This is a genomic window from Kribbella sp. NBC_00889, from assembly GCF_045207705.1.
Taxonomy (GTDB): Bacteria; Actinomycetota; Actinomycetes; order Propionibacteriales; family Kribbellaceae; genus Kribbella.
Map to the genome: position 1 here is coordinate 4,854,649 of NZ_CP108783.1, position 22,894 is coordinate 4,877,542.

Sequence of the window (22,894 nt, forward strand, 5' to 3'; positions counted from 1 at the left end):
ATCAGTTCCCCGGGAAGGGGATGAACTGTCGCCGCTCACCTTCCCGCACGGCGAGCTCGTGCCACCACACCTCATTGTCGACAAAAGTATTGTCGAACCTCTCCGCCGTCGCGAGCACCGCGGCCGGTTCCGCCTGACCGCGCCGGATCCGGTCGCCCAGCCGGAAGTAGTCGAACCGGTTGTTCCCGGGCGCCTTGACGATCAGCACGTCCGCTCCGACCTCCAGCGGCGTACCCCAGGCGTGCGGCATCAGCGGCGGGACGAGCAGGTAGTCGCCCTTCTCCACCGTGACGATCTGGTCGCCGGCCAGGATCCGCAGCGCGCCGTCGAGCAGGTAGAACATCTCCGGCGATTCCTTGTGGAAATGCGGCGGCGGACCGTCCACGCCGGCTCCGAGCGTGGTGCGGACGACGTTCATGATGCCGTTGGTGTGCTCGGCGTCGGCGATCAGCCAGGTCATGTTCGGCGGATCGCCGAGCCGCTCGGCCTCCGCGCCGCGCATCAGGACAGCCTTCTGCTGTGGCATGTCTTCCTCCTCGTAGACGATGCCGACCTGACCAGACAGCCCGCGAGGTTCGTGACAGCCCGTGGACGTGACCGTCGTCACGTCACATTCGCGCCGCCTCGATGTGTCAGGAGTCATGTCGAAAGGAGTGCGCACATGTCACCGCACATCGTCGTACTGGGAGCCGGGTACTCCGGGATGATCGCGACCAAGCTGGCTGCTCGCCGTACCGGTGCGCCGGTCACGCTCGTCAACGCCCGCGACACCTTCGTCGAGCGGGTCCGGATGCATCAACTGGCGTCCGGCCAGGAGCTGCCGGAGCGCCCGATCAAGGAGTTGCTCGAAGGCACCGGGGTCGACTTCGTCGCCGATCGCGTCATCCACATCGACGCGGACCGGCGGACCGTCGTACTGACCGGGCGGGAACTGCGGTACGACGTACTGATCTATGCGCTGGGGAGTCGCACCAGCCTGAGTTCGGTGCCTGGGGCAAGTGAGTACGCCTACACCGTGGCGGATGTCGACAATGCGACGCGGCTGCGGGAGCGGCTGGAGAAGGAGGGGTCGGTTGCCGTGGTTGGCGGTGGGCTGACCGGCATCGAGGTCGCGACCGAGATCGCCGAGACCTACCCGGGTCGGGAGGTGCGGCTGGTGACGAGTAGCGAGCTCGGAGCCGGGTTGTCGGATCGTGGGCGACGCCATCTCCACAAGACCTTCAAGCGTCTCGGGATCTCGCGCGTCGAAGGTGTGCGAGTGGCGTCGGTCGATGGTGAAGGTCTGCCGATGGACGGCGATGATCGGCTCGAGGCCGATGTGGTGGTGTGGACGACCGGGTTCGAGGTGTCGAGGCGGGCTGCGGAGGCGGAGTTCGCAGTCGACTCACGGGGCCGGATGATCGTAGACGGGACATTGCGGTCGGTGTCGCATCCGGACGTCTACGCGGTCGGCGACGCGGCCGCCGTACGACGGACCACCGGCCAGGAACTGCGGATGGCCTGCGCAACCGGGATCCCGGCTGCGGCGCATGCGGTCCGCGCCCTGACCGATCGTCTGGCCGGGCGCGAGCCGCGGGATCTGCACTTCCGCTACTTCAACCAATGCATCAGCTTGGGTCGCCATGACGCACTGATCCAGTTCGTCCGGGCAGACGACTCGCCGGTCGAGGCCGTACTCACTGGACGCGCGGCCGCGAAGTACAAGGAGACGATCGTCCGCGGCGCCTACCTGGCCCAGCGCCATCCAGCGCTGACCGCCTTGACCTGAGGTCAGCTGCGTTTGCCGGCGCGGAGGATGAGGTCGAGGGATTCGACGGGTGGCGGGCCGACGGGCAGGGCGGGTTGGTTTGCTGGGCGGAGGGCGTCGAGGAGGAGGGCCAGGTAGCGGCGCCACAGGTTGGGGTCGATGGCGCGGCTCATTTCGAACGCCGGTCCGAGCAGGGCGAAGATCGCGGCGACGTCCTGGACCGCGGCGTCGGGGCGGATCGCGCCGGCGCGGTACGCACGGTTGAAGAGTTCGGTGACTGCGGCAACGATCTCGGGCCAGATGCGGGTCTGGACCTCGTCGTCGCCTTGCCCGGTGAGGGTCTCGTACAGTCCCCGGTCGGCGGCCTGCCGGGCACCCGTGCGCTCGAAGAACTGCACGAGCGCATCCCATGGGTCCTCGACCTCGAGCGCCTCCCGTGCATCGACCGCGATCTGTTCGGTTGCTTCCCGCAGCACCTCGGCCGCGATCGCGCGCTTGTTCGGGAAGTTCCGGTACGCCGTCCCGGTGCCGAGGCCCGCATGCCGGGCGATGTCGTCGAGCGTGGCGCCGAACCCCTGCTCGGCGAACACCTCCCGCGCGGCATCGACCAGCCGCTCACGGTTCCGCACGGAGTCTCGCCGGGCGCTCCTCGGGGTGGCGTCGTTCACGCGGCTACCACGCCGTGCGCGATCAGGCTCTGGGCACACTCCACGACCGTCTGGGCCGCGGGGCGCGCCTTCCAACCGAGCACACGCTCAGCCTTGGCCGTGGTGTGCCGGTTGCGGCGTCCGAGCGAGATGGTGATCGCCCGCAGCGATGGGTCGGTGATCGCGGCAAGCCGCACCACGAAGTTCGGGAGCCGGCGGGTGGGCACCTTCGCTGCCTGCGGGCCGAGCGCCTCCTTGAGCGCCGCCGCGATCTCACGCATCCAGACGAACTCGCCGGTGCCGAGGAACCGCTGACCCGCCGCCTCCGGCGCAACCATCGCGCGGATGTGCAGATCCACCAGGTCGCGAACGTCCACGACCTCCAGACCGATCTTCGGCGTACCCGGCATCTTGCCCGTCAGCATCCGCTGGATGATCTGCGTCGTACCGACGTTGTCCGCCGCCAGGATCGGCCCGAACACCGCACCAGGGAGCACAGTCGTCAGCTCGGTCGGGCCGTCGTACCCCTCCATGAAGTCCCAGACCGCTTTCTCCGCAAGGGTTTTCGAACGCCGGTACGCCGGCAGCGACGGAGAGTCGACGGTCCACAGTGTCTCGTCCGTGACGCCGTCGTCCGTGTACGACGCCGGACTCGCGGCGTTCGCGGCCGAGGTCATCACCACGCGCTTCACCCCCGCACGAGTCGCGGCCCGCAGCACCCGCAACGCCCCATCACGCGCCGGCACGATCAGCGCATCCGGATCCTTCGAACCCTCATCCCCGAGCGGCGAGGCGACATGCAGCACAGAGTCGACACCCTGCATCGCCGCATCCCACCCGTCGTCCCGCATCAAGTCCGCAACCGCGAATCCCACCCGCTCCCCCACCACATCCCGGACCGACTGCTCCTTGCTCGCGGCACGAACCGTCGTACGCACGTCGTACCCAGCGTCGAGCAGCGCGACGATCGCCCATCCCCCGACGTACCCCGTCCCACCGGTCACGAGCACCGTCTCAGCCATCTCCACCCTCCAGCTCCCTTAGCGGAGATCCCGTCTCCGTTTTCACCGTAGCACAGAACCGGAGACGACCTCTCCACTTAAATCGATCAGGTTCGAAGAAGCTCAGGCCGCAGACGGGTTCCTAGCATGGGAAGTGTTCTCAGCGGATCTCGTAGACAGGAACTCCGATGAACGCGAAGAAGGCCGCAGGCTCGAAGGGCACGTCGTACGAAGGGTTCACCGCCGAGGAGCGGCGGGCGATGAAGGAGCATGCGCGGGAGATGAAGGCGGCCGCGCTCGGGGCGGACCAAGAGGCGGCCCAACTGGAGAAGATCGCCGAGATGCCGGAGGCGGAGCGTGCGATGGCCGAGCGGATTCACGCCATCGTCAAGAAGAACGCGCCTCAGCTCATGCCGAAGCTCTGGTACGGGATGCCCGGGTGGGCCAAGGACGGCAAGGTGGTCTGCTTCTTCCAGAACGCGGGGAAGTTCAAGTCGCGGTACAGCACGTTCGGCTTCAACGACTCGGCGAACCTCGACGACGGCGAGATGTGGCCGACCGCCTTCGCGTTGACAAAGCTGACCGCTGCCGGCGAGAAGCAGATCACCGCCCTCGTGAAGAAGGCCGCGAGCTGATCCCTACGGCTGGGGTGGCGGGGCGAGAATCGTGATGCCGTGCCGGGCGGCTGTCTCGGTCAGAGAGAAGGCCCCGCCGGTCTGTTCGCCACTGACGCGCACCTGCGACAGGACGCCAAGGAACCACAGGGCCGCCTGGGTGTCCTGACTGGAGATCACGCCTCGAGCCACGGGTCATGGCTGGGGATCCTTTCGGGGATCGCAGGGATCACCAGCCAACCGTGCCGCACTCAGCACCGCCGACCTCGGCTTTCCGGAACGTTCTTGTCACCTGGCGCCTCTTTGTTTCCGTTGATCCCACATCGCGAGGCAACCGGCCGCCCATGGCAAGATCGGGCGGGTGCAGATCGGGATGCTGGGATCATTCGAGGTTCGTTCGGACGACGGGGTCGTCGCCGACGTGCCGGGCGCCCGGTTGCGGGGGCTGTTGATCGCCCTTGCGCTCAGTCCGGGGCAGGTGGTTCCGAAGGCGACCCTCGTCGACTGGATCTGGGGTGAGCAGCCGCCCGCCGAAGCGGCGAATGCCTTGCAGCGCTTGGTCTCCCGGCTCCGGAAGGCTCTGCCGGACGCCTCGGTGGAGGGGCAGACCGACGGCTACCGGCTGATGGTGGAGCCCGACACCGTCGACGCCATCCGGTTCGAACGCCTCCTCAACCAGGCCCGCACCGACCAGGGTCCAGCCCGGATACGACTGTTGCGCGAGGCCCTCGCCTTGTGGCGCGGCGCGGCCCTGCAGGACGTCGGTTTGCAGGACAGTACGGCGTACGACGCGGCAGTCACGCGGCTCGAAGGGCTGCGCCTGACCGCCCTCGAGGATCGCTTCGACGCGGAGATCAGCCTCGGCAACGGCGCGGAGATGGTCACGGAACTGACCGACCTGGTTGCCGCGCACCCGGTCCGGGAGCGGCTCGTGGCGGCGCTGATGCGTGCCCTCGCCGCGGCCGGCCGCAACGCCGACGCGCTCCTCCTGTACGAGAGCACGAGAGAAGCGCTGGCCGACGAGCTGGGCGTCGACCCCTCCCCCGAGCTGTCCGCCGTACACGTCGCGCTGTTGCGGGGCGAGTTGGGACGGCGGGAGGAAACCCGGACCACCAATCTGCGTGCCGAGCTGACCAGCTTCATCGGTAAGGACGCCGACGTCGCCACGGTTCGCGACCTCGTCGCCGGCCATCGGCTCACCACCTTGGTCGGGCCGGGCGGCGCGGGGAAGACCAGACTCGCCGCCGAAACCGCGCGAACGCTGGTCGGTGACCTGGCCGACGGTGTGTGGTTCGTGGAACTGGCGCCCATCGGCGCGGACGGCGACGTGGCACAGGCGACGCTCGCCGCGCTCAGCCTGCGGGACGGGCTGCTCACCGATGCGTCGGACACGGAGCCGACGGATCGGGTCATCACCGCGTTGCGCGAGCGCGAGGTGCTGCTGGTCCTGGACAACTGCGAGCACGTGATCGAGTCGGCCGCGACGTTCGCGCATCGGGTGCTCGGGGAGTGCCGGCGGCTGCGGATCCTCGCTACGAGCAGGGAGCCGCTCGGTATCACCGGTGAGGCGCTGTGGCACGTCGTACCGCTGGCCCTGCCCGCAAGCGACGCGGACCTGGGCGCGATCGAGTCTTCTCCGGCTGTCCAGCTGCTGCGCGACCGGGCAGCCGCCGTACGCACGGATATCGCGGTGGATGCCCACACGCTGTCGACCATGGCGCGGGTGTGCCGCGCGTTGGACGGGATGCCGCTGGCGATCGAACTGGCCGCGGCCAGGCTCCGCACCATGTCTCTCGATCAGCTCGCCGACCGGCTCGATGACGTCTTCCGCCTGCTGACCGGCGGCAGTCGTACGGCGCTGCCGCGGCAACGGACTCTCCGCGCGGTGATCGACTGGAGCTGGGAACTGCTGTCGGACGCCGAGCGGACGGTCCTACGCAGGCTCGCAGTGTTCTACGGCGGTGCGAGCTTGGAGGCAGCCGAGCGAGTCTGTGCCGGCGATGCGGTCGAGGCGGGCGACGTGCTCGAGTTGCTGACCGCACTGACCGAGAAGTCGCTGCTGGTCGCCGACACCGACAAGGCGCCGCGGTACCGGATGCTCGGCACGATCAAGGAGTACGCCGCGCAGCGGCTCGCGGAGGCGGGTGAATCGGAGCTGGCGCGCCATGCGCATCTCGCCTACTTCACCGAACTCGCCGAGACCGCGGAGCCGCACCTTCGCCGCGCCGAGCAGCTGGAATGGCTCGCCACGCTCGCGGCCGAGCACGACAACATCAGTGCCGCGATGCGTGCTGCGGTAGCGGCCGGCGAGGCGCAGGGGGCGATGCGGCTGGCCGCGTCCGCCGGCTGGTACTGGTGGCTCGCGGGAGACAAGACCGAGGGCAACGAACTGATCATGGCGGCCATCGAGACGCCCGGCGAGGTGACCGACGAGATCCGTGCCATGGTGTACGCCCTGGTCGTGCAGTTCCTGACCTCCGGGCCGGGCGACGAGCACCAGGTCGCGGAGTGGATCCACAAGGCCTACCGATACAGCCAGCAGAGTGAGGATCCTCATCCGGTGCTCGGGTTGATCGCGCCGCTGGAGATGATGTTGCAGGCGCCGGACCAGATCCTGCCCGCGTGGGAATCGCTGCTCAGCCACGAGGACCCCTGGGGACGCGCGATGGCCCGGCTGCAGCTCGGCAAGATGAGGATCATGCTCGGGCGCGACGGGCGGGATGCGGACAAGGATCTCGAGCTGGCGCTGGCCGAGTTCCGAGCGGTCGGCGAACGGTTCGGGATCTCGTTCGCCCTGGCCGAGCTGGCGGACCGCATCGCCACGCGGGGCGAGTTCACCGCCGCGTGCGAGTACCTCGAACAGGCGGTCGGGGTCGTCACCGAATTCGGTGCTGTCGACGATGTCATCCGGCTGCGCGCGCGACAGGCTCAGCTGTACTGGCTGCTCGGTGACGTGGAGTCCAGTGAGGTGGCAATGGCGGACGCGCAGCGCTACGCGGACCGGATCCCCTGGCCGGGTGCGCTGGCCGTGCTGGCACTCGCGAAGGCGGAACTAGCCGGCTGGCGCGGAGACGCCGAGGAGGCACGTCGGCAACTCGAGGTCGCGACGACCGTTCTGGGAGACGAGGCGGATCAGGCGAACATCCGCGCGGTCGTCCAGAGTCAGCTCGGCGACTTCGCCGACGATCTCGAGCAGGCCCGCGGACACCGAGCCGCCGCCTTCCAGGCGGCGTCCGAGGCCGGCCACGCACCCTCGCTCGCGCACGCCATCGTCGGGGTCGCGGATCTGGCGATGCGCCGCGAACAGTACGAGCAGGCAGCGCGGCTGCTGGCGGCGAGCAACGGCGTACGCGGTCTGCCGGACCTTTCCAACCCGGCCGCGGTCAGGATCGAGCACGACGTACGACGTCACCTCGGCGACGCACGGTTCGCCGAGGTGACGCAGGAAGGTACGGAGTCGAACTGGTCTGAGCTGGTCGAGGTCACACTCGCCTCGTGAGGGTGCGGCACAGCACGCCCCAGTTCGTCAGGCTCGCTTCGCGAAGGTCGAACGCGCCCACAGATATCCGACCAGAGCGATTCCGACGCACCACGCGAGGGCGGGGATCACGTCGCTGGCGGCCGGTGCACCGTTCAGCAACCCACGCAGGGTCTCGATGATCGGGGTGAAGGGCTGGTACTGCGCGAACTGCTTGAGGCCGGCCCCCATCTTGTCCGCCGGGACGATCGCGCTGCTGAAGAACGGCAGCATGACCAGCGGCACCGCGGCCAGTCCCGCGGTTTCCGGAGACTTCGCAAACAGTCCCAGGGCGACGGTGAACCAGCCGGCCGCGAATCCGAGCAGTACGACGAGACCGATCACACCGAGCCAGTCGACGAAGCTCGCCGACGGGTTGAATCCCAGCAGGAATCCCACCCCGACGATCGCGGCGATGGCGATCAGATTGGTCAGCAGACTCGCGATCACGTGACCGGTCAGCACGGCACCACGGGAGACGTCCATGACCTTGAACCGGTTGATGATGCCCTTGGTCATGTCGGAGTTCACCGCGGTCGCGGTGGCCCCCAGCCCGTAGCAGATGGCCAGCAGCATCAGTCCCGGTGTCGCATAGTCGACGTAGTCGACGCCGACGTTGAAGGCGTCGCCGAGCATGTACACGAACATCAACATGATCACGACCGGCATCAGGACCGCGTTGAACACCGAGGTCGGGTTCCGGGTGATGTGCTTGAAGTTGCGACGCAGCATGACGATCGAGTGGTTCTGGGCGCTCATTTCGCGACTACCTCCGTGTTGTGGCCCGTCAGGGCGAGGAAAACGTCATCAAGATCGGGTGTGTGGACGGAGAACTCCTCGGCGCTGATCGAGTACTCGTCGAGCCTGTCGAGCACGGCCCGCAGCGACCTCGTCCCGCCGTCGCTCGGAACCCGCAGGTCCATTGCTTCGTCGTCTCGCGTCGAGTCGGTGAAGATCCGCGCGGCCGCGTCGAGTTCCTCGACGGTGCCGAACCGGAGCCGGACGTGCGTCCCGGGCAGCTGGCGCTTGAGCTCGTCCGGGGTGCCCTCGGCAACCAATCGGCCCTGGTCGAGTACAGCGATCCGGTCGGCGAGCTGATCGGCTTCGTCGAGGTACTGGGTGGTCAGGAAGATGGTCACGCCGTCGGCCACCAGCCCGCGGATGATCGTCCACATCGTGCGCCGGCTGCGTGGGTCGAGGCCGGTGGTCGGCTCGTCCAGGAAGATGATCTCCGGGTTGCCCACGAGCGTCATCGCCAGGTCCAGCTTGCGGCGCATACCCCCGGAGTACGTCGACACCGGCTTCTGCGCCGACTCCACCAGATCGAACCGCTCCAGCAGCCCCGCGATGACCTGCTCGCCGGAGTTCACCCCGAGCAGATCCACCATCAGCTGCAGGTTCTCCTGCCCGGTCAGCAGCTCGTCCACCGCCGCGAACTGACCGGTGACCCCGATGACCGACCGCACCGCCTTGGCCTCGGTGTCGATGTCGTGGCCGGCAACCCGTGCGGTCCCACCGTCCGCCTTCAGCAAGGTGGTCAGCACGTTCACCGTGGTCGTCTTGCCCGCGCCGTTCGGACCGAGCAGCGAGAACACCGTCCCGGCCCGAACCTCCAGATCGATGCCATCGAGCACGACCTTGTCCCCATAAGCCTTACGCAGTCCTGAGACTGCAATCGCTGAGCTGTTCATGCAGCAACCATCGCGCCACGCCCAGACACCTCCCTGACACGCCACTGACACGCCCACTGACACGGCTTCCAGGCCTACGTCTCGCGGAGCGTAGGACGGTGGTTACGACCTGGTCGTCCCTGTCTGAAGGCGGCTGAAAGGTTGTTGCAAGTGGCGGCGCCCAGCATCGGCGTACAGAGGATCTCGGGAAATCCGCGGGGCGATGCCGGATCGGGGCTGGGGGTGTTCGTGGAAAATCGCCGCCTTCGGCGAGGCCGACACGCTGTTGGTCACCACCGTACTTTTCCTGGTCAGCATCATGCTTGTCTCACGCCTGCGGAAGCAGGTCATGACGCATGAACACCCCATGCCGACCCGCCAGACGTACCTCTCAACGGACCTGGCTCGTCGGCGCGACCGCCCTGTACGCCGTGGCTCTGCTGGGCATGCTGAGTGCTGACACCAAACCAGAAACCACTGCGATTCCGGCAGCAACCCAGCTTTTAGCAATTCAAGGAGTCTCAATGAGGAAGTCAAGCCGGTTGCGGGGTCGGCAGTTCGGGGGTGAAGATCCGGTTGTCGCGCAGGAGGGCCCACAAGGCGCCGGCTCGTCGGCGGGCCAGGGCGATCAGGGCTTGGACGTGTTTGAGTCCTTGGCCGCGTTTCTTGAGGTAGAAGTCGCGGTTCGGTCCGTCGCGGATGATGCTGGTCTGCGCGGACAGGTAGAACACGCGGCGCAGGCGGCGGCTGTAGCGTTTGGGCCGGTGCAGGTTGCCGGTGCGGCGTCCGGAGTCACGCGGAACGGGAACCAGCCCGGCGGCCGAGGCGAGGTGGCCGGCGTCGGCGTAGGACGACAGGTCACCGGCCGCGACGACGAACTCGGCGCCGAGGATCGGTCCCATGCCGGGCAGGGATTCGATGATGTCTGCCTGTGGGTGGTTGCGGAAGGTGTCACGGACCTGTTGGTCGACCCGCTTGAGCCGGTCGTCCAGGGACAGGATCTGCGCCGCGAGATCGGCGACGATCTGGGCGGCGACGTCCTCGCCGGGCAGTACGGTGTGCTGGGCCTGAGCTGCTTGCAGTGCGGCCGCCGCGACCGCGTCAGCGCCGCGGACACCACGGTTGGCCAGCCACGCCGTCAGCCTCGCCCGGCCACGGCGCCGGATCGCGGCCGGGGTCTGGTAGCCGGTCAGCAGAACCAGTGCGCCCTTGTGCGCGGAGTAGTCGAAAGCCCGCTCCAGCGCAGGGAAGACACCGGTCAGCACGTCACGCAGCCGGTTGATCATCCGCACCCGGTCGGCGACCAGATCGGTGCGGTGGCCGGTCAGCAACGCCAGGTCGGCGGCCAGCTGGGCCGGTACGTCGATCGGAGCGAAGTCGTTGCGGTGGCGGGCAGTGTCGGCGATGACGTAGGCATCACGGGCGTAGGTCTTGGCCTCGCCCCGGTAGGCCCCAGACATGCGGTTCACCGTTCGGCCGGGAACATAGACGACCAGTTGACCATGGGCCGCGAGCAGTGCCAGCAACAGCGCGGACGACGTACCCGAGATGTCCACCGCCCAGTGCACCTGGCCGGCCAGGGCCAGGATCTCGCCGAGCGCGGTCAGGATCGCCGCCTCGTCGTTGTCGACCTTCTTCGACCACAACGTCGCGCCGGTCTCGTCGACCACCGCCACCCAGTGGTGCCCCTTGCCCGCGTCGATCCCGGCCCAGACCTGGGCACGGCGCTCACTCAACTTCTCCTCCTCGTTCCGGCCAGCATCCATCGGCCCGAGGAACACCCCACTGTCATCTCCGTAAACAGCGACCGCACGAAGCGCGCACATCTCAATCAGCAGCCAGGGCGTCCCGAAGAACCGGACGGCCACTCCTTCAAAGCCACAAAAGGCAAGACATCATCAGCCACATCCGGCCCTCCCGGACCAACCAACACCTTACGGAGCACATCATGACCGCTATCTACACCTTCGACGTCTTCGCCACCCTCGACGGATTCGGCTCGTACGGCGAAGGCGGCGATTGGGGAGGCTACTGGGGCAAGCAAGGGCCCGAGTTCCTCGACCGCCGTCTTGCCTTCTACGGCGAGACGCCGCGATTGGTGCTCGGGGCAACCACCTACCGGCAGTTCCTGGAGATTCTGGGCCCGAGCATCGAGGAGTCCGACGTACGTGACCCGGTGAACACCATGATGAGGAGCCTGCCGACGACGGTGGTGTCGAAGACACTGGAAGGACCCCTCGCCTGGAAGAACGCGACGCTGGACAACGGCGACGCCGTCGACGTCGTCGCCCGGCTCAAAGAGGAGTCCGACGTACCGATGTGCTCGGCCGGCAGCCTGTCCCTGAACCGGTCGCTGATGGCCGCCGGCCTGGTCGACCGCGTCCAGCTGACGATCTTCCCCGTGATCTCCGGTCAGACCGGAGTTGACCCCGTCTTCCAGGGTGCGGCCGACTTCGACCTCGAGCTGATCGAGCAACGGACCCTCGATGGCCACACCCAAGAGCTCACCTACCGCCCCACCCTGCACCCCTGAGCCGTCCGCCCGCGGCCTCGCCTCAGCCCACTCTGATCTTCATCGGTCACGCCGACGGGAGGCTGCTCATGAGCTGCGCGGCATCGTCGTTCTCGGGGTCGAGGTCGACGGCGCGTCGGAGGGCACTCCTCGCCAGGTCGAGCTGCCCGTCGAGCTGATGGGCCCATCCGGTCATCGTCCAAGCGGCGGACGAGTGCGGACGCAACTCGGTCCACACTCGCAGCAGCGGCCAGACCAGGTCTGTGCGGCGCAGCTCGATCGCTCCCCACACAGCCTCGTCGAACCCCTCGTCGTCGAGACTGAACTCGGCCGGCTCGAGCGCGGCCAGTCGGTGGTACGCCGCCTCTGCGGCATCCGGACCCGATGTTTTCAGCGCCTCGGCGACAGGGCCGACGACCGGGGGCAGCAAGGCGCGCATGGCCACCACCCCCTCGGGCGTCGCACCGGAGAGGTGGTGATCGGCGAGGGCGACGTCGAGCGCTGCCTTCGCGATCAGCGAGGCAGGGATCGCGTTGGAGTTCGCGAGTACGACGACGCCGGTACGCCGCTCCGGAACCAGCACGAGCCTCGACCTGAACCCAGGGTCCATGCCACCGTGACTCACCGTTCGGTGCCCGCGGTAGCTGCCGATGGCCCAACCGAGTGACCTCGCCTCGTCCGACGGAGGGTTGCCCACCGACACCACGGGCTGCCACATCAGGTCGAGCAACCCAGGATCCAGCCGCGCCCACCGCTCGTCGGAAGCCACTGCGGCCGGCTCGAAGTGCGCCACCATCCAGCGACACATCTCGACCAGGTTCGAATGCAGGGTCGAGCTCGGGGCATGGCGCCTGGTGTACGGATAGGAGCCATCGGGCACCGACAGCGGCATCCCGACGTGCGGTGAGGCAGCCAGGTGCGCGGGTACCTCGGCACGCAGGAACGTGCTGTTCCGCATCCCGAGTGGCGCCAGGACCTCGCGCCGTACGGCGTTCTCGAACGTCGTCCCCGTGACCCTGGACAGCAGGAGGCCGAGAAGCTCGAACCCGGCGTTGGAGTAGGAGAACGCCGAGCCGGGCTCCGCCTGCAGCCGCCAGTCCGACAGGCTGCGAGCGAACTCGCTCAGGGCGTCGTCGCCGAGCTGAGGGTCGTGCCAGCCGTAGTCGACGACGTCGGGAAGACCGCTCGTGTGGCTCAGGAGACGCCGGGCTGTGACGTCGCCTGCCCGACCGTCGGCCAAGGTGAACTCAGGCACCCAATCGGTGATCGGAGCATCCAGATCGAGCACCGGTCCACCGGTGTCCCGAGCGATCGCCAGCGACACGATCGCGGTCGCGACGAAGGGCTTGGACACCGACGCGAGGTGGAACATCGTCTCCGGCGTGACCGGCGCACCGGTGCCGACGTCACGAACGCCGAACCCACGCGCGACGACCTCCTCGTCGCGAACCACCGCGACGGCCAGGCCTGCCACGTCGTGCGAGCCGAGAAAGGACTCGACCAGCGGCCACAACCCTTCCTCAACGCTCCCCCTAAGACCCATCTCCATGCCCCCCGACTCAGTCCAGACAGAACTCGTTGCCCTCGACATCCAGCATGGGAAGGCACGACTCGTTGAAGCCATCGGCCCGCAGTAGTTGTACGCGTGTCGCGCCGAGCGCGACCAGCCGTGCGCATTCGGCCTCGAGCACAGCCACGCGCTCTTCACCCACAAGCCCGGTGCCGACCCGCACGTCAAGATGCACCCGATTCTTGACGACCTTACCTTCGGGAACGCGCTGGAAGTAGAGCCGCGGGCCTACACCTGTGGGATCGCCGCAGGAGAACCCCGCCCCCTGACGCTCAGGCGGCAGCGAGCGATGGAAATCGGCCCACGTGGCAAATCCCTCCCGTGGCGGCGGTACGACGTACCCCAAGACCTCGCACCAGAAACGAGCGACGCGCTCGGGTTCCGCGCAATCGAAGGTGACTTGGAACTGCCTGACCGATGCCATCCGTCCATCGTGCTGGACATCGAGAGACTCTGCTAGGAGTTTTTCGCCGCCCGGGCTCGGTACGCCGCGACCGTCGTACGACTCGCGCACGCGTTGGAGCAGAACCGGCGCGTCCGGTTCCGTGACTGGTCCACGAAGTAGTTTCCGCACCCAGCCGCGGCGCACCGCCCCAGCGTCACCGCCGGATCCCCCGCCGCGACCAGGGCGAGCTTGGCGGCGATCAACTGGCCGGCCCAGCGCTTGGCCGGGGTGCCGTTGCGACTGAAATGGATGTGCCAGCCGCCGTCATGGTCGGACAAGTGCATGTCAGGCGGATAGTCACGCAGCAGGCGGTGTACGGCGTCCGGCGCGGCACCGTCGACCGACTGAGCCAACGCCGTACGCACGAGATCCGGCAGGTCGCCGTACTCGCCGTCCGGCGGCGGAGTGATCTCGTGCTCTGCGAAGAACGCGGCGACCAGTTCACCGTCCTGGTTGAGCGTGCCGGTGTTGGCCAGCTCGACGGCCAGGCGCGTCACGTTCCCAATGTAGTCGCCGTATTCCACTTGACCACCTACATCATCGATTCCTAGGGTAGGGGTCATGCTAACTGATGACGCCTACGTAGCCCGACGCCTGCACCTGCTCGGGGAGTGGGAGGCCGCACTCGCCGTCGTGGACCCGGACGCCGAGCCCGAGTTACACGCCGAGATCGCCGTCGACCGCTGGTTCTTCCAGATCGAGGGTCATGAGGAGGCCGAGAAGGCGGTCGCGGCACTCGATCCCGCGTCGCCGACGGCGCAGTTGCTCACGGCCCGAATGGCGTACAGCCGCCTGCTGTTCCAGCGCGACCCCCGCGCCGACGACCGCGCCGTGGCCGAGGCCGGCTACCGCGCGGCGGCACAGAGCGACGACGAGAAGCAGCGCGGTTGGGCGGAGTACCACTGGGGCGTCTTGCTGGACAACATCGATGGGGACCCGGCCGGCGCCCTCGCACGCTACGAGACAGCACTCGAGATCGCGACGAAGTCCGGCGACGGCTACTTCGAGTCGTACATCATCCGGCACCTCGCGCATCTCAAGGAGCCCGCGGAGCGGATCGCGATGCTGCGCCGCTCACTCCACCTGCGCGCCGCGCTCGGAGCCAGGCCCCAGACAATCGCCGCCCAAGCCGCCCTCGCCGAAGACCTCCCCGAAAACGACCCCGAACGCGCCGAGCTCATCCGGACCTTCCGCCCGGGCGCGGAAGAACTACGCATCGGCTGGCTCCTGCCCACGAACTGATCGGCCCCGGGGTGACCTCCTGGCGCCAACGGATCAGGTAGAGGATTCTTGGCCTCACCGCCCACTCGTTCTCGTTGCCACCGGCCACACCTTCAGGAGACACGATGCCGGATCGGACGGATCTGCTGGTCGTCGGCGCGGGGCCTTATGCCTACTCCGCGGCGGCCCTTGCCCGTGACAACGGCATCGAGACCCGGATCGTGGGCCACCGGATGGCGTTCTGGCGGAAGAACATGCCGGTTGAGATGTTTCTGCGGTCAGGCCCCGACTGGCATCTCGACGGAAACGGCGAGTACACGTTCGAGGCGTTCTTCGAGGATCGGGGCCTGCGCCCCGCAGACTTCGACCCGATCCCGATCTCGGTCTTCCTCGACTACACGGAGTGGTTCCGCGAGTGCAAGAGGCTCGACCTCGACGAGCGCCTCGTGACCGGCCTGAGCAAGCCGAACGCGGGCTTCGTGGCAACAATGGACGACGGTACGACGATCACCGCGGACAAGGTACTCGTCGCACCCGGCATCGGCTACTTCCTCAACCTGCCGGAGTGGTACGCCGATGTCCCCCCGGCTCGCCGCTCGCACACGTCTCAACTGGTCTCCTTCGATGCGCTCGCCGGTGCGCGGGTCGTGATCATCGGCGGTCGGCAAAGCGCCTACGAATGGGCGGCTTTGCTCTGTGACCACGACGCCGCGCAGGTGCACGTGGTACATCGCCACAGCACACCGGCGTTCGCCAAAGTGAGTTGGCGCTTCGTCGACCAGTACGTCAATCAGACGCTGGCACACCGGGGATGGTGGCGAGGACTCCCGGTCGAGCGGCAGCGAGCGATCGCAGCCGAGTTCTGGCAGGTCGGCCGTCTCACCCTCGAACCCTGGCTCGTGCCGCGGATCCCGGACGCCGTCGTGACCAGTCATCCGGGGTGTGCGGTGGTCAGCACGGCAGTCAGCGAACACGACGTGACCCTGACTCTCTCCGACGGCGCGGCGCTGACAGCCGATCACGTGGTCTTCGCCTCCGGCTACCGGGCCGACCTTGCTCGCGTGCCTTACCTGGGCGATGTCGTGGATCGGATCTCGGTCACCGAGGGCTTCCCCGCCTTGTCCGAGGGCCTCGAGACGTCCCTGGCCGGGCTCTACATGACAGGGTTCGCGGCGACCCGCGACTTCGGCCCCTTCTACGGCTTCACCAAGGGCTGCCCGTCAGCCGCCCGCATCGCCGTCGACGACATGCTGGGATGACCTCCCTGCCGATGGCAACGGAGTTCATCCACCATGGGTGACGCCCCGGACAGTCCGGACCTGCTGCAATGCGACCGAGACGCCCATCGGAGGCGCAGGTCATGAGGCTCGACCTGGGTGAGCCGGCTGGCGCGTCCGCTCATCTCTGGAGGGAATGACCGTGGACGCAATGACGAATGACTTCGGGGAAGTTCTTCTGTGGAGCTTCTGGTTCTTCATCTGGATTGCCGCACTGATGGTGTGGTTCCGTTGTCTGTGGGACCTGTTCAGCGACCGCTCGCTCAGTGGTTGGGCCAAGGCCGGCTGGGCGATCCTGCTCATCTTCGTGCCGTGGGTGGGGGCACTGATCTACCTCATCGCTCGGGGCCGGAGCATGAACGAGCGCCGGCGGACGCAGTTCGAGGAGCAGCAAGCCGAGCAGAAGAAGTACATCCAGGATGTCGCAGGCACGTCCAAGAGCCCGACCGACGAGATCGCCAGCGCCAAGGAACTGCTCGACTCCGGAACGATCACGCAGGCGGAGTACGACTCCATCAAGACCAAGGCACTCGCCTGAGCACGTACCAGCGCGAGGCATAGCCTCCCGGGGTACAGGTCGGAGGCCCTTTCCCGAACGGGACAGGGCCTTCGACCTGCGGTGAAGCTCAGGGTCGAGGCGGCTCAACCATGGACGAGCGGTGGTCCGAGCGGAAGCGCGCCACCGCCTGTCGCCTGCGAAGCCGAGTTGAAGAACAGGTAGACACCCACCGCGGCGAAGAGGAACACCACCACACCTGCGATGTGGAGAACGCCTGCTGATTCCTGCAGGGTGCCGATCAAGACCAGCACCAAGGCGATTTCGATGAGCGCGAAGAGCACCGTGTACGCGCTCGGCAGCCGGAGTGTGGCCAGGGTCAGCATCCCGATCACGACCAGCCACGAGATCAGGAACAAGCCTTGCGTGTCGAGGGCGTCCGCGGCGACGATGCCGAGCCAGTTGTGTGTGAGGCCCAGTACGAGCATGGCGTAACTGAGCCAGAACCCCGCGAAGATGCCGAACACCCCGGCTACCGCGCTCTGGCCGACGCCTGCCGCCCAGACGGCGGCGATCACCAGGCCTGGTCCGGTGGCCGCGACGATGATGGAGAGCGAGGCCCCAACCGCCGCCGCCGGCACGTAGCCGACAAGGACGAGACCGAGCGCGACCGATCCCACGATGAAGCTGGGGAGACCGATCAGAGACGGGTCCCCAGTCACCGCTGGAACCGCGGCCTCAGCCTCAGCGGCCGCAGCGGCAGGTTGGGCGCGTTCCTCGTGAGCGCCGAACGCATCGGCGTCGATGGTGGTCATGGCGAACTCCTTTCGGGCGCATCCCGGATGGAATCAGTCTCTCCACTTCGCACCCGGCAAGCTGTCTCGTTTTGAGGCACTACCCGGCCCCACGCTCACGCACTGCTGATCGAGTTGGCCGCGTGGGCAACCGAGATCGCAACCACGCTGAACGCAAAGTGCTGGTAACCAATCGAGCCGCGCACCGGCTTGCTCAACGGAAGGTACTTGTTCGCCCGGCTTGCTTGCTGCGGACAACGAAGCCCTCAACGCGGCATCCCCGGTACGCACTAGTGGACATACCGGTCCCTACGGTCCGAGCTGGAGATCAGTTTCGAGGGCGGGATCGCACCCGAGATCATCAAGTCCGCTAAATTCACCGGTCAGTGGGGATGGCAAGGCCCACGATCGAGAATCGGAGTTCGCAGGACGATGAACGGCCGAATCGACTATCACGAGGTGGAGCCGCTCACGGTCTGGCTCGACGGCAAGGAGCAGCAGTGCTCCGTCGACGAGACCTCGACCACCGACTCCCACTGGACGCTGGTCCTGACAACGCCGGACGGCAGGACCTGGACCGGCTCCGGCCAGGGTCTGTGGACAGCGTTCGTCGAGCTGCGACGTCAGATCGAACCACTCGGCTACCGGCTGTGCTGTGCGGGCGCGAGGGCCGACGCGTTCATGCGCCGCGGCCGGTCGTACGACGGCTACATCGTCGACCTCTGGAGCCGCCGAACCTTCTTCGGCATCCGGCACGAGGCCTCGTTGTTCGACTACGCCCCCGCAGGCAAGGTCACCACCGTCGATGAACAACTGGCTCGCTACGACCGCTGGACAGACACGCCTTGGTGGCGAGCCCTCCTCCCCGGCGACCCGGTCCGCTGATGTCACTTCGTACAAAGGCCGGCAGCCCATGATCGACTGTCACGACGGCTCCGGATGGGCTCAGGCCGGTTTCGGGCGACGGATCAGATGGTAGGCCTTGCAGCCCAAACACAGCCCGGTGGATGCGTTGAGGGCTGCCACGCCGAAGGCGAGAGCGGTGAGGCCGTAGCCGGCGACATCGAAGCCGAGTACAAAGGCGGCCAGCGCCAGAGCGGTGAACACGAACCCGACGAACTGGGCGAATCTCGGCGGCCGAGCATCCTCCAACTCGGCTGGCGCTCCGATCCGCGGCCAGATGACACGGGCGAAGATCTGCGCCCACAACGACCACTGAAAACTCACGAACGCAGTGAACGCAAACACGGCGACCTGGGAGGCGAGCAGGCCGAGACCCAATGGTCGAGCAACGTCAACGATGAGCAGCACGACGGCGAGCACGCTCGCTGTGGCCCCGGCGCTGAATCGCAAGAGGCGCGGATCGACATGGGCGCGCAGCGGGCACGCGCCAAAACTGCTGCCGGGCATGTGGTTCTCCAGAGACTGAGATGCCAGCCAGTCCGATCCAGGTCAGAGTACCCGGCCCACACCACCTAAGCCGTGCGTAGCATCAATGCTCAGCAGCCGTCGTCTTCGCGTGGAGCGAGGGACCGGTTCAGTCGCGCGTGCTCGGGGCGACCTCGCGCACCATCACGCAGTTGCCCAGACCCTTGGGCCGGTCGTAGGTGAAGCCCTCGCGCTCGTACATCGTGCGGGTGCCGTTGTAGAGGAACGACGAGTTCTTCTTCCGGACCCCGCCGGTGTCGTGCGGGTAGCCCTCGACCAGGCCGCCGCCGGCCTGCGCGATCAGCTCGACGGCTCCGCGCAGGGCGATCGCCGCCAGGCCGTGACCGCGAAAGCTGCGCTCGACCAGGATGCAGGTGACCCGGTATTCGGGCAGTCGCTCGGCAGTGGCGACGTACTCCTTGCGGTGCTGGATGTTGGGCAGCTCCTCGGGTGATCCGTACTCCGCCCAGGCGACGGCCCGGTCGTCGTCGTACACCAGCGCCGCGTGCGCGATCCCGTCGGCCACCAGACGTTGCTTGAGCGCCCGGTTCCCCTCGGCGGTCTGACCCTTTTCCGCGCAGTCGGGATGGAAATGCGTACACCAGCAACTGGCGAACATGCCCTTGTTCCGCTCGACGAGAGCGGCGAAGTCGTCGAACGTCTCCGGCGTGAGCGCCTTGATCCTGAAGTCGGACATGGCGACAACGTACCCCCGATTGCGGACGTTCTGCGTCCGGTAGCGATGGACGAAATCCTGCCCGAACCGGCAGACACTCAGGTCATGCAATAGGCCGGTCTCCCGAAGGGAACCCGGCCTCTGACCTGCGGTGTGATGGATCGAGCGCCTCGTGTTTCCGCACGGTCTCCGGCCATGCAAGTGCCCACTGTCGCGAACCTGAAAGGCGGCACCCGGAAGAGCACGACCCCCCACCGGAGGCTCGGGGTAACCTCCGAGTTCGACATGTGCAGGGTCAAACCGGAAGGAGCCGATAGACGTGCGTGAAGCGGATGCCGACATTCCGGTCGTGTCGCTCTCGGACGGCGTGGTCACTCTCCGACCCTGGTCGAGAGATGACGCGGGGTTCATGGCGGAAGCATTCGCCGATCCAGCGATCCGACGCTACAACGGGGCCCACGACCGACTCGGACGACCGGCTCCGCCGCTCTCGATCGAGGACGCTGAATCGATCAGCGACGAGTTCGCGTCGAGCTGGCGGGCGTTCGGCGCGGCGGAGCCACCATCTGGTGTTGCCTTCGCGATCACGGACGCAGCCTCTGGTGACCTGGTCGGGTGCTGCGGCGTCGATGACTGGTCGAAGGAAGACGTAGCGCAGTTCGGCTACTGGATCGGGCCGAGCGCGCGAGGGCGCGGGTACGCGACGCGGGCGGTGGTTCTGCTCACACGGTGGTTGTTCGAGCTCGGCGCAGCTCGTGCCTTCCTGACGGTTGAGGCGGACAATGCAGCGTCAGCAGCGGTGGCCCGCCGAGCGGGGTTCGTGCACGAGGGAACGATGCGCGCACACAGCGTGTGGCAGGGCGAGCGCATCGACGTGATGTGGTTCGCGGCACTGCCGCACGAATGGACGATGCGCGAGCCGGACAAACCAGCGTGATGCGCAACGCGATCGGAGCCGATGGCCAGCCACTCCGGACGCTGGGACACTCCGATCTACATCAAGAGCTGGACTGGATGAACGGCAGCGTATGAGAACCGTGTTGCGTCGAGTCGTGAAGAGGTTCGGCGGGTCCTTCGGGCTGGCTGTAGAGCATCCACTGCCGGACCAGATCAAGGATGTGCCGCCGGCTGCGCTGTCGCGCCTGATCGACAGGCGTATCGGTGATGGCCTGGGGATGGTCGGGCACCCGCAGTGGGTTGCTGACAACTTCGCATCGATCGAGTACGTGCTACTGGTGCCGTACAGCTGGAACCGGGGCACGATGTTGCGATGCAATGCTGTGGTCTTTCTGCCCGGTACGACCGTCGGACGATTTCCGATCGATCTCTCGCAGGAGGAGTACCGGGACTTGCCAACTCTGTCCGGGCGATCCGCGACGACCCGCCTGGGTGACGTCCTTCTCCACTTCCCGATGCTGCCGCTGGCGGACGCAAACCGCTGAAGGCAGGCTGTCAAGAACTGTCTGCCTACGGCCACTCAGGCCACGGAGACGGTCTACCGCCATCAGCTCCGGCCGGTCCTGACCGAGGGAGCCGAGGCAATCGACAAACTGTTGCCCGCGAACCGATAGTCACTCAGTCATGCAAGAGGCCGGTCTCCCGAAGGGGAAACCGGCCTCTGACCTTGCGGTGGAGCTTAGGGGATTCGAACCCCTGACCTCTTCCATGCCATGGAAGCGCGCTACCAACTGCGCCAAAGCCCCGCGGTGTCTTGCGACTCCGGAAGTTTAGCGGATACCGGGTGCCAAAGAAAAATCGGATACCCCTCGCTCGCGGGCACCCCGGAAGCAGGCTGTACACAGGCGGATCCGGCCCGCAGGCGGCGGCTGAACCGTCTCAGGTCGCCGCCGGGCGGAGCCTCAAGTCTTCCAATTCGTACGCCGAGTCGGCAAGCCTGGCGCGGCCCGCGACAGTCGTCGATGCCAGCGGCGGGAGCAGCCCGAGTCCTCTCCAACTGACTACGACGAACTCGTTGACTGCGCTACGCCGGAGCGCCTGAGCGACACCGCTGCGGGCGGCCAGCAGGTGGCCGCCCGCAGCGGTATCAACTGACGGCGTTAGCTGGCCCGAGCGCAGTACGCCGAGGCGCGCCGTCGGAACCATCGGAGGCCGCTGAGACGAGTACCGCCGAGCAGCGACGTCCGACTGCCAGTCACCGGAGTCACCCGCCGAGCGCACTACGCCGGAGGGCATCCCGCGGCGCCGCCGAAGGCGGCCGGCACGACAGCCGCCGCGAAACGGTGTCCTAGAACCTAGCGTTGGGGGTCGTCGCTCATGACTGGTTCGGGGAGGGAGCCGGCGTTCCATTCCTCGATGCGCCAGCCGTTGTTGCGACTCGGCAGAAGCGAGATCCAGTTGCAGTTGGCGAGGCCGCCGAACGCTGACCAGTGCGCCTGTGGGATGCCGAGGAACTGGCAGATGCCGACGCGGGCGGCGAAGCCGTGGGTGGTGATGACGATGGTGTCTTCCGGGGTGCCTTCGGCGGAGATCCGGGCCACGGCGGCGGAGAAGCGGTCGGCGACCTCTTCGCTGGTTTCGCCGGCGGTACCGCGGCGCTGGGTTTGGCCGGCGCGAACGCGGGCGAGGGCTTCGGGTTGGGTGGCGGCGATTTCGGCCGAGGTTTTGCCGGCCCAGTCGTCGACGTGGATCTCGCGGAGGGCTTCGTCGTACTCGATTTTGAGGCCGGTCAGCGCTGCCAGTTCGCCGGCGGTGGCGGCGGCGCGCTGGAGGTCGCTGGCGAAGAGGCGGGTCGGTGCGAGGGAGGCGAGCCGTGCGGCTGCCACGCGGGCCTGTTCGATGCCGACCTCATCGAGAGGGATGTCGGCCTGGCCTTGCATCTTGTCCTGCAGGTTCCACTCGGTCCGGCCGTGGCGCCAGACGATCAGTCGCCCCGCGCTCATTCAGCCGAAGGGATCGGAGACGGCAGCGGGATGGCGGGGCAGTCGCGCCAGAGACGCTCGAGGGAGTAGAAGCTGCGCTCTTCGTCGTGCTGGACGTGGATGACGATCTCGAGGTAGTCGAGCAGCACCCAGCGGCCTTCCCGGGCGCCTTCGCGGCGGACCGGCTTGGCGTCGAAGTCGACCCGCAGCTTCTCCTCGACCGCGTCGACGATGGCCCGCACCTGGCGGTCGTTGGACGCGGACGCGACCAGGAACGCGTCGGTGATGGCGAGTTGTTCCGACACGTCGAAGGCGAGGACGTTCTCGGCCTTCTTGTCGTGGGCGGCCTCGGCAGCCGCGGTGAGCAGCTCGATGGCACGATCGCTTGCTGGCATAGGTT

General features: G+C 67.3%; 26 protein-coding genes and 1 tRNA gene. 10 read left to right on the forward strand and 17 right to left on the reverse strand.

Going from position 1 to position 22,894, the window contains the following annotated elements:
* Position 1: 1 nt before the first annotated feature.
* The gene (locus tag OG817_RS23470; protein ID WP_406046802.1) at positions 2-526 is read right to left on the reverse strand and encodes a cupin domain-containing protein; all 525 of its coding nucleotides are present in this window, start codon (positions 524-526) and stop codon (positions 2-4) included.
* A 135-nt stretch (positions 527-661) separates the two neighbouring features.
* On the opposite strand from OG817_RS23470, the gene OG817_RS23475 reads away from it, so the two are divergent.
* Positions 662-1,768: an NAD(P)/FAD-dependent oxidoreductase gene (locus OG817_RS23475; protein WP_406046803.1), complete on the forward strand. Its 1,107-nt coding sequence runs from the start codon at positions 662-664 to the stop codon at positions 1,766-1,768.
* 2 nt (positions 1,769-1,770) lie between these two features.
* Here OG817_RS23475 and OG817_RS23480 read toward each other — a convergent pair whose 3' ends face one another.
* Together OG817_RS23480 and OG817_RS23485 are read right to left on the reverse strand one after the other, a co-directional pair.
* Positions 1,771-2,376 carry a TetR/AcrR family transcriptional regulator gene (locus OG817_RS23480; protein WP_406046804.1) on the reverse strand — a complete coding sequence of 202 codons (606 nt, stop codon included), beginning with the start codon at positions 2,374-2,376 and terminating at the stop codon, positions 1,771-1,773.
* Positions 2,377-2,411: 35 nt separating this feature from the next.
* Positions 2,412-3,416 carry an NAD-dependent epimerase/dehydratase family protein gene (locus tag OG817_RS23485; protein WP_406046805.1) on the reverse strand — a complete coding sequence of 335 codons (1,005 nt, stop codon included), beginning with the start codon at positions 3,414-3,416 and terminating at the stop codon, positions 2,412-2,414.
* A gap of 167 nt (positions 3,417-3,583) precedes the next feature.
* On the opposite strand from OG817_RS23485, the gene OG817_RS23490 reads away from it, so the two are divergent.
* The gene (locus tag OG817_RS23490) at positions 3,584-4,030 is read left to right on the forward strand and encodes an iron chaperone (RefSeq protein ID WP_406046806.1); all 447 of its coding nucleotides are present in this window, start codon (positions 3,584-3,586) and stop codon (positions 4,028-4,030) included.
* Positions 4,031-4,033: 3 nt separating this feature from the next.
* Here OG817_RS23490 and OG817_RS23495 read toward each other — a convergent pair whose 3' ends face one another.
* Complete coding sequence (locus OG817_RS23495; protein ID WP_406046807.1) at positions 4,034-4,189, reverse strand: hypothetical protein; 156 nt, start codon at positions 4,187-4,189, stop codon at positions 4,034-4,036.
* 181 nt (positions 4,190-4,370) lie between these two features.
* On the opposite strand from OG817_RS23495, the gene OG817_RS23500 reads away from it, so the two are divergent.
* Entirely contained in the window at positions 4,371-7,508 is a 3,138-nt protein-coding gene (locus tag OG817_RS23500; RefSeq protein ID WP_406046808.1) for a BTAD domain-containing putative transcriptional regulator, read from the forward strand.
* A gap of 27 nt (positions 7,509-7,535) precedes the next feature.
* Here the strand turns inward: OG817_RS23500 and OG817_RS23505 are convergent, their stop codons facing one another.
* The 3 genes from OG817_RS23505 to OG817_RS23515 all read right to left on the reverse strand — a co-directional run bounded on the left by OG817_RS23505 (position 7,536) and on the right by OG817_RS23515 (position 10,932).
* Positions 7,536-8,285, reverse strand: coding sequence for an ABC transporter permease (locus OG817_RS23505; protein ID WP_406046809.1), 750 nt, complete (start codon positions 8,283-8,285; stop codon positions 7,536-7,538).
* The gene (locus OG817_RS23510; protein WP_406046810.1) at positions 8,282-9,217 is read right to left on the reverse strand and encodes an ATP-binding cassette domain-containing protein; all 936 of its coding nucleotides are present in this window, start codon (positions 9,215-9,217) and stop codon (positions 8,282-8,284) included. Before OG817_RS23510 ends, OG817_RS23505 begins: the two co-directional genes overlap by 4 nt.
* Before the next feature lie 512 nt (positions 9,218-9,729).
* Positions 9,730-10,932: an IS110 family transposase gene (locus tag OG817_RS23515; protein ID WP_406046811.1), complete on the reverse strand. Its 1,203-nt coding sequence runs from the start codon at positions 10,930-10,932 to the stop codon at positions 9,730-9,732.
* Between the two features lie 212 nt (positions 10,933-11,144).
* Between OG817_RS23515 and OG817_RS23520 the strand changes: the two genes are divergently transcribed.
* Positions 11,145-11,729, forward strand: coding sequence for a dihydrofolate reductase family protein (locus OG817_RS23520; RefSeq protein WP_406046812.1), 585 nt, complete (start codon positions 11,145-11,147; stop codon positions 11,727-11,729).
* Between the two features lie 46 nt (positions 11,730-11,775).
* Here OG817_RS23520 and OG817_RS23525 read toward each other — a convergent pair whose 3' ends face one another.
* From OG817_RS23525 to OG817_RS23535, 3 genes are read right to left on the reverse strand one after another with little or no spacing between them, the layout of a single operon-like run.
* A complete protein-coding gene (locus OG817_RS23525) occupies positions 11,776-13,251 on the reverse strand; it encodes a serine hydrolase (RefSeq protein WP_406046813.1) in 1,476 nt (491 codons plus the stop codon).
* Between the two features lie 16 nt (positions 13,252-13,267).
* Positions 13,268-13,702, reverse strand: a complete 435-nt coding sequence (locus tag OG817_RS23530) for a VOC family protein (protein WP_406046814.1) — start codon at positions 13,700-13,702, stop codon at positions 13,268-13,270.
* Positions 13,703-13,734: 32 nt separating this feature from the next.
* Positions 13,735-14,220: a CGNR zinc finger domain-containing protein gene (locus tag OG817_RS23535; protein ID WP_406046815.1), complete on the reverse strand. Its 486-nt coding sequence runs from the start codon at positions 14,218-14,220 to the stop codon at positions 13,735-13,737.
* A gap of 64 nt (positions 14,221-14,284) precedes the next feature.
* Here OG817_RS23535 and OG817_RS23540 point away from each other — a divergent pair, with 64 nt between their 5' ends.
* From OG817_RS23540 to OG817_RS23550, 3 genes are all read left to right on the forward strand, one after another.
* Entirely contained in the window at positions 14,285-14,965 is a 681-nt protein-coding gene (locus OG817_RS23540) for a hypothetical protein (RefSeq protein ID WP_406046816.1), read from the forward strand.
* A 104-nt stretch (positions 14,966-15,069) separates the two neighbouring features.
* Positions 15,070-16,203, forward strand: a complete 1,134-nt coding sequence (locus OG817_RS23545; RefSeq protein ID WP_406046817.1) for an FAD-dependent oxidoreductase — start codon at positions 15,070-15,072, stop codon at positions 16,201-16,203.
* 169 nt (positions 16,204-16,372) lie between these two features.
* Positions 16,373-16,759 carry an SHOCT domain-containing protein gene (locus tag OG817_RS23550; protein WP_360447117.1) on the forward strand — a complete coding sequence of 129 codons (387 nt, stop codon included), beginning with the start codon at positions 16,373-16,375 and terminating at the stop codon, positions 16,757-16,759.
* A gap of 104 nt (positions 16,760-16,863) precedes the next feature.
* On the opposite strand, the gene OG817_RS23555 is transcribed toward OG817_RS23550, so the two are convergent.
* Entirely contained in the window at positions 16,864-17,532 is a 669-nt protein-coding gene (locus OG817_RS23555) for a GPR1/FUN34/YaaH family transporter (RefSeq protein ID WP_406046818.1), read from the reverse strand.
* Between the two features lie 411 nt (positions 17,533-17,943).
* Here OG817_RS23555 and OG817_RS23560 point away from each other — a divergent pair, with 411 nt between their 5' ends.
* Positions 17,944-18,396, forward strand: coding sequence for a hypothetical protein (locus tag OG817_RS23560; RefSeq protein ID WP_406046819.1), 453 nt, complete (start codon positions 17,944-17,946; stop codon positions 18,394-18,396).
* Positions 18,397-18,456: 60 nt separating this feature from the next.
* On the opposite strand, the gene OG817_RS23565 is transcribed toward OG817_RS23560, so the two are convergent.
* Both OG817_RS23565 and OG817_RS23570 read right to left on the reverse strand, forming a co-directional pair.
* Positions 18,457-18,921 (reverse strand): DUF4395 domain-containing protein, encoded by a 465-nt coding sequence (locus tag OG817_RS23565; protein WP_406046821.1) that lies wholly within the window; start codon positions 18,919-18,921, stop codon positions 18,457-18,459.
* Positions 18,922-19,048: 127 nt separating this feature from the next.
* Positions 19,049-19,636 (reverse strand): GNAT family N-acetyltransferase, encoded by a 588-nt coding sequence (locus OG817_RS23570; RefSeq protein WP_406046822.1) that lies wholly within the window; start codon positions 19,634-19,636, stop codon positions 19,049-19,051.
* Between the two features lie 298 nt (positions 19,637-19,934).
* Between OG817_RS23570 and OG817_RS23575 the strand changes: the two genes are divergently transcribed.
* Both OG817_RS23575 and OG817_RS23580 read left to right on the forward strand, forming a co-directional pair.
* Positions 19,935-20,552: a GNAT family N-acetyltransferase gene (locus OG817_RS23575; protein WP_406046823.1), complete on the forward strand. Its 618-nt coding sequence runs from the start codon at positions 19,935-19,937 to the stop codon at positions 20,550-20,552.
* Positions 20,553-20,667: 115 nt separating this feature from the next.
* Positions 20,668-21,057, forward strand: a complete 390-nt coding sequence (locus tag OG817_RS23580) for a hypothetical protein (protein ID WP_406046824.1) — start codon at positions 20,668-20,670, stop codon at positions 21,055-21,057.
* A 188-nt stretch (positions 21,058-21,245) separates the two neighbouring features.
* On the opposite strand, the gene OG817_RS23585 is transcribed toward OG817_RS23580, so the two are convergent.
* The 4 genes from OG817_RS23585 to rsfS all read right to left on the reverse strand — a co-directional run bounded on the left by OG817_RS23585 (position 21,246) and on the right by rsfS (position 22,889).
* Positions 21,246-21,318, reverse strand: a tRNA-Ala gene (locus OG817_RS23585).
* Between the two features lie 133 nt (positions 21,319-21,451).
* Entirely contained in the window at positions 21,452-21,718 is a 267-nt protein-coding gene (locus OG817_RS23590) for a hypothetical protein (RefSeq protein ID WP_406046825.1), read from the reverse strand.
* 149 nt (positions 21,719-21,867) lie between these two features.
* Positions 21,868-22,515, reverse strand: coding sequence for a histidine phosphatase family protein (locus OG817_RS23595; RefSeq protein ID WP_406046826.1), 648 nt, complete (start codon positions 22,513-22,515; stop codon positions 21,868-21,870).
* Positions 22,512-22,889 carry a ribosome silencing factor gene (gene rsfS, locus OG817_RS23600; protein ID WP_131349814.1) on the reverse strand — a complete coding sequence of 126 codons (378 nt, stop codon included), beginning with the start codon at positions 22,887-22,889 and terminating at the stop codon, positions 22,512-22,514. The genes OG817_RS23595 and rsfS overlap by 4 nt, the downstream gene beginning before the upstream one ends.
* Between the last annotated feature and the right edge of the window lie 5 nt (positions 22,890-22,894).

Bases quoted from the DNA above. Each gene is read 5' to 3' on its own strand.
- OG817_RS23545 (WP_406046817.1), top strand. From the start codon at position 15,070: ATGCCGGATCGGACGGATCTGCTGGTCGTCGGCGCGGGGCCTTATGCC.
- OG817_RS23550 (WP_360447117.1), top strand. From the start codon at position 16,373: ATGACGAATGACTTCGGGGAAGTTCTTCTGTGGAGCTTCTGGTTCTTC.
- OG817_RS23590 (WP_406046825.1), bottom strand. From the start codon at position 21,718: ATGGTTCCGACGGCGCGCCTCGGCGTACTGCGCTCGGGCCAGCTAACG.
- OG817_RS23525 (WP_406046813.1), bottom strand. From the start codon at position 13,251: ATGGGTCTTAGGGGGAGCGTTGAGGAAGGGTTGTGGCCGCTGGTCGAG.
- OG817_RS23560 (WP_406046819.1), top strand. From the start codon at position 17,944: ATGAACGGCCGAATCGACTATCACGAGGTGGAGCCGCTCACGGTCTGG.
- OG817_RS23490 (WP_406046806.1), top strand. From the start codon at position 3,584: ATGAACGCGAAGAAGGCCGCAGGCTCGAAGGGCACGTCGTACGAAGGG.
- OG817_RS23470 (WP_406046802.1), bottom strand. From the start codon at position 526: ATGCCACAGCAGAAGGCTGTCCTGATGCGCGGCGCGGAGGCCGAGCGG.
- OG817_RS23540 (WP_406046816.1), top strand. From the start codon at position 14,285: ATGCTAACTGATGACGCCTACGTAGCCCGACGCCTGCACCTGCTCGGG.
- OG817_RS23485 (WP_406046805.1), bottom strand. From the start codon at position 3,416: ATGGCTGAGACGGTGCTCGTGACCGGTGGGACGGGGTACGTCGGGGGA.
- OG817_RS23520 (WP_406046812.1), top strand. From the start codon at position 11,145: ATGACCGCTATCTACACCTTCGACGTCTTCGCCACCCTCGACGGATTC.
- OG817_RS23475 (WP_406046803.1), top strand. From the start codon at position 662: ATGTCACCGCACATCGTCGTACTGGGAGCCGGGTACTCCGGGATGATC.
- OG817_RS23555 (WP_406046818.1), bottom strand. From the start codon at position 17,532: ATGACCACCATCGACGCCGATGCGTTCGGCGCTCACGAGGAACGCGCC.
- OG817_RS23570 (WP_406046822.1), bottom strand. From the start codon at position 19,636: ATGTCCGACTTCAGGATCAAGGCGCTCACGCCGGAGACGTTCGACGAC.
- OG817_RS23510 (WP_406046810.1), bottom strand. From the start codon at position 9,217: ATGAACAGCTCAGCGATTGCAGTCTCAGGACTGCGTAAGGCTTATGGG.
- rsfS (WP_131349814.1), bottom strand. From the start codon at position 22,889: ATGCCAGCAAGCGATCGTGCCATCGAGCTGCTCACCGCGGCTGCCGAG.
- OG817_RS23565 (WP_406046821.1), bottom strand. From the start codon at position 18,921: ATGCCCGGCAGCAGTTTTGGCGCGTGCCCGCTGCGCGCCCATGTCGAT.
- OG817_RS23530 (WP_406046814.1), bottom strand. From the start codon at position 13,702: ATGGCATCGGTCAGGCAGTTCCAAGTCACCTTCGATTGCGCGGAACCC.
- OG817_RS23595 (WP_406046826.1), bottom strand. From the start codon at position 22,515: ATGAGCGCGGGGCGACTGATCGTCTGGCGCCACGGCCGGACCGAGTGG.
- OG817_RS23505 (WP_406046809.1), bottom strand. From the start codon at position 8,285: ATGAGCGCCCAGAACCACTCGATCGTCATGCTGCGTCGCAACTTCAAG.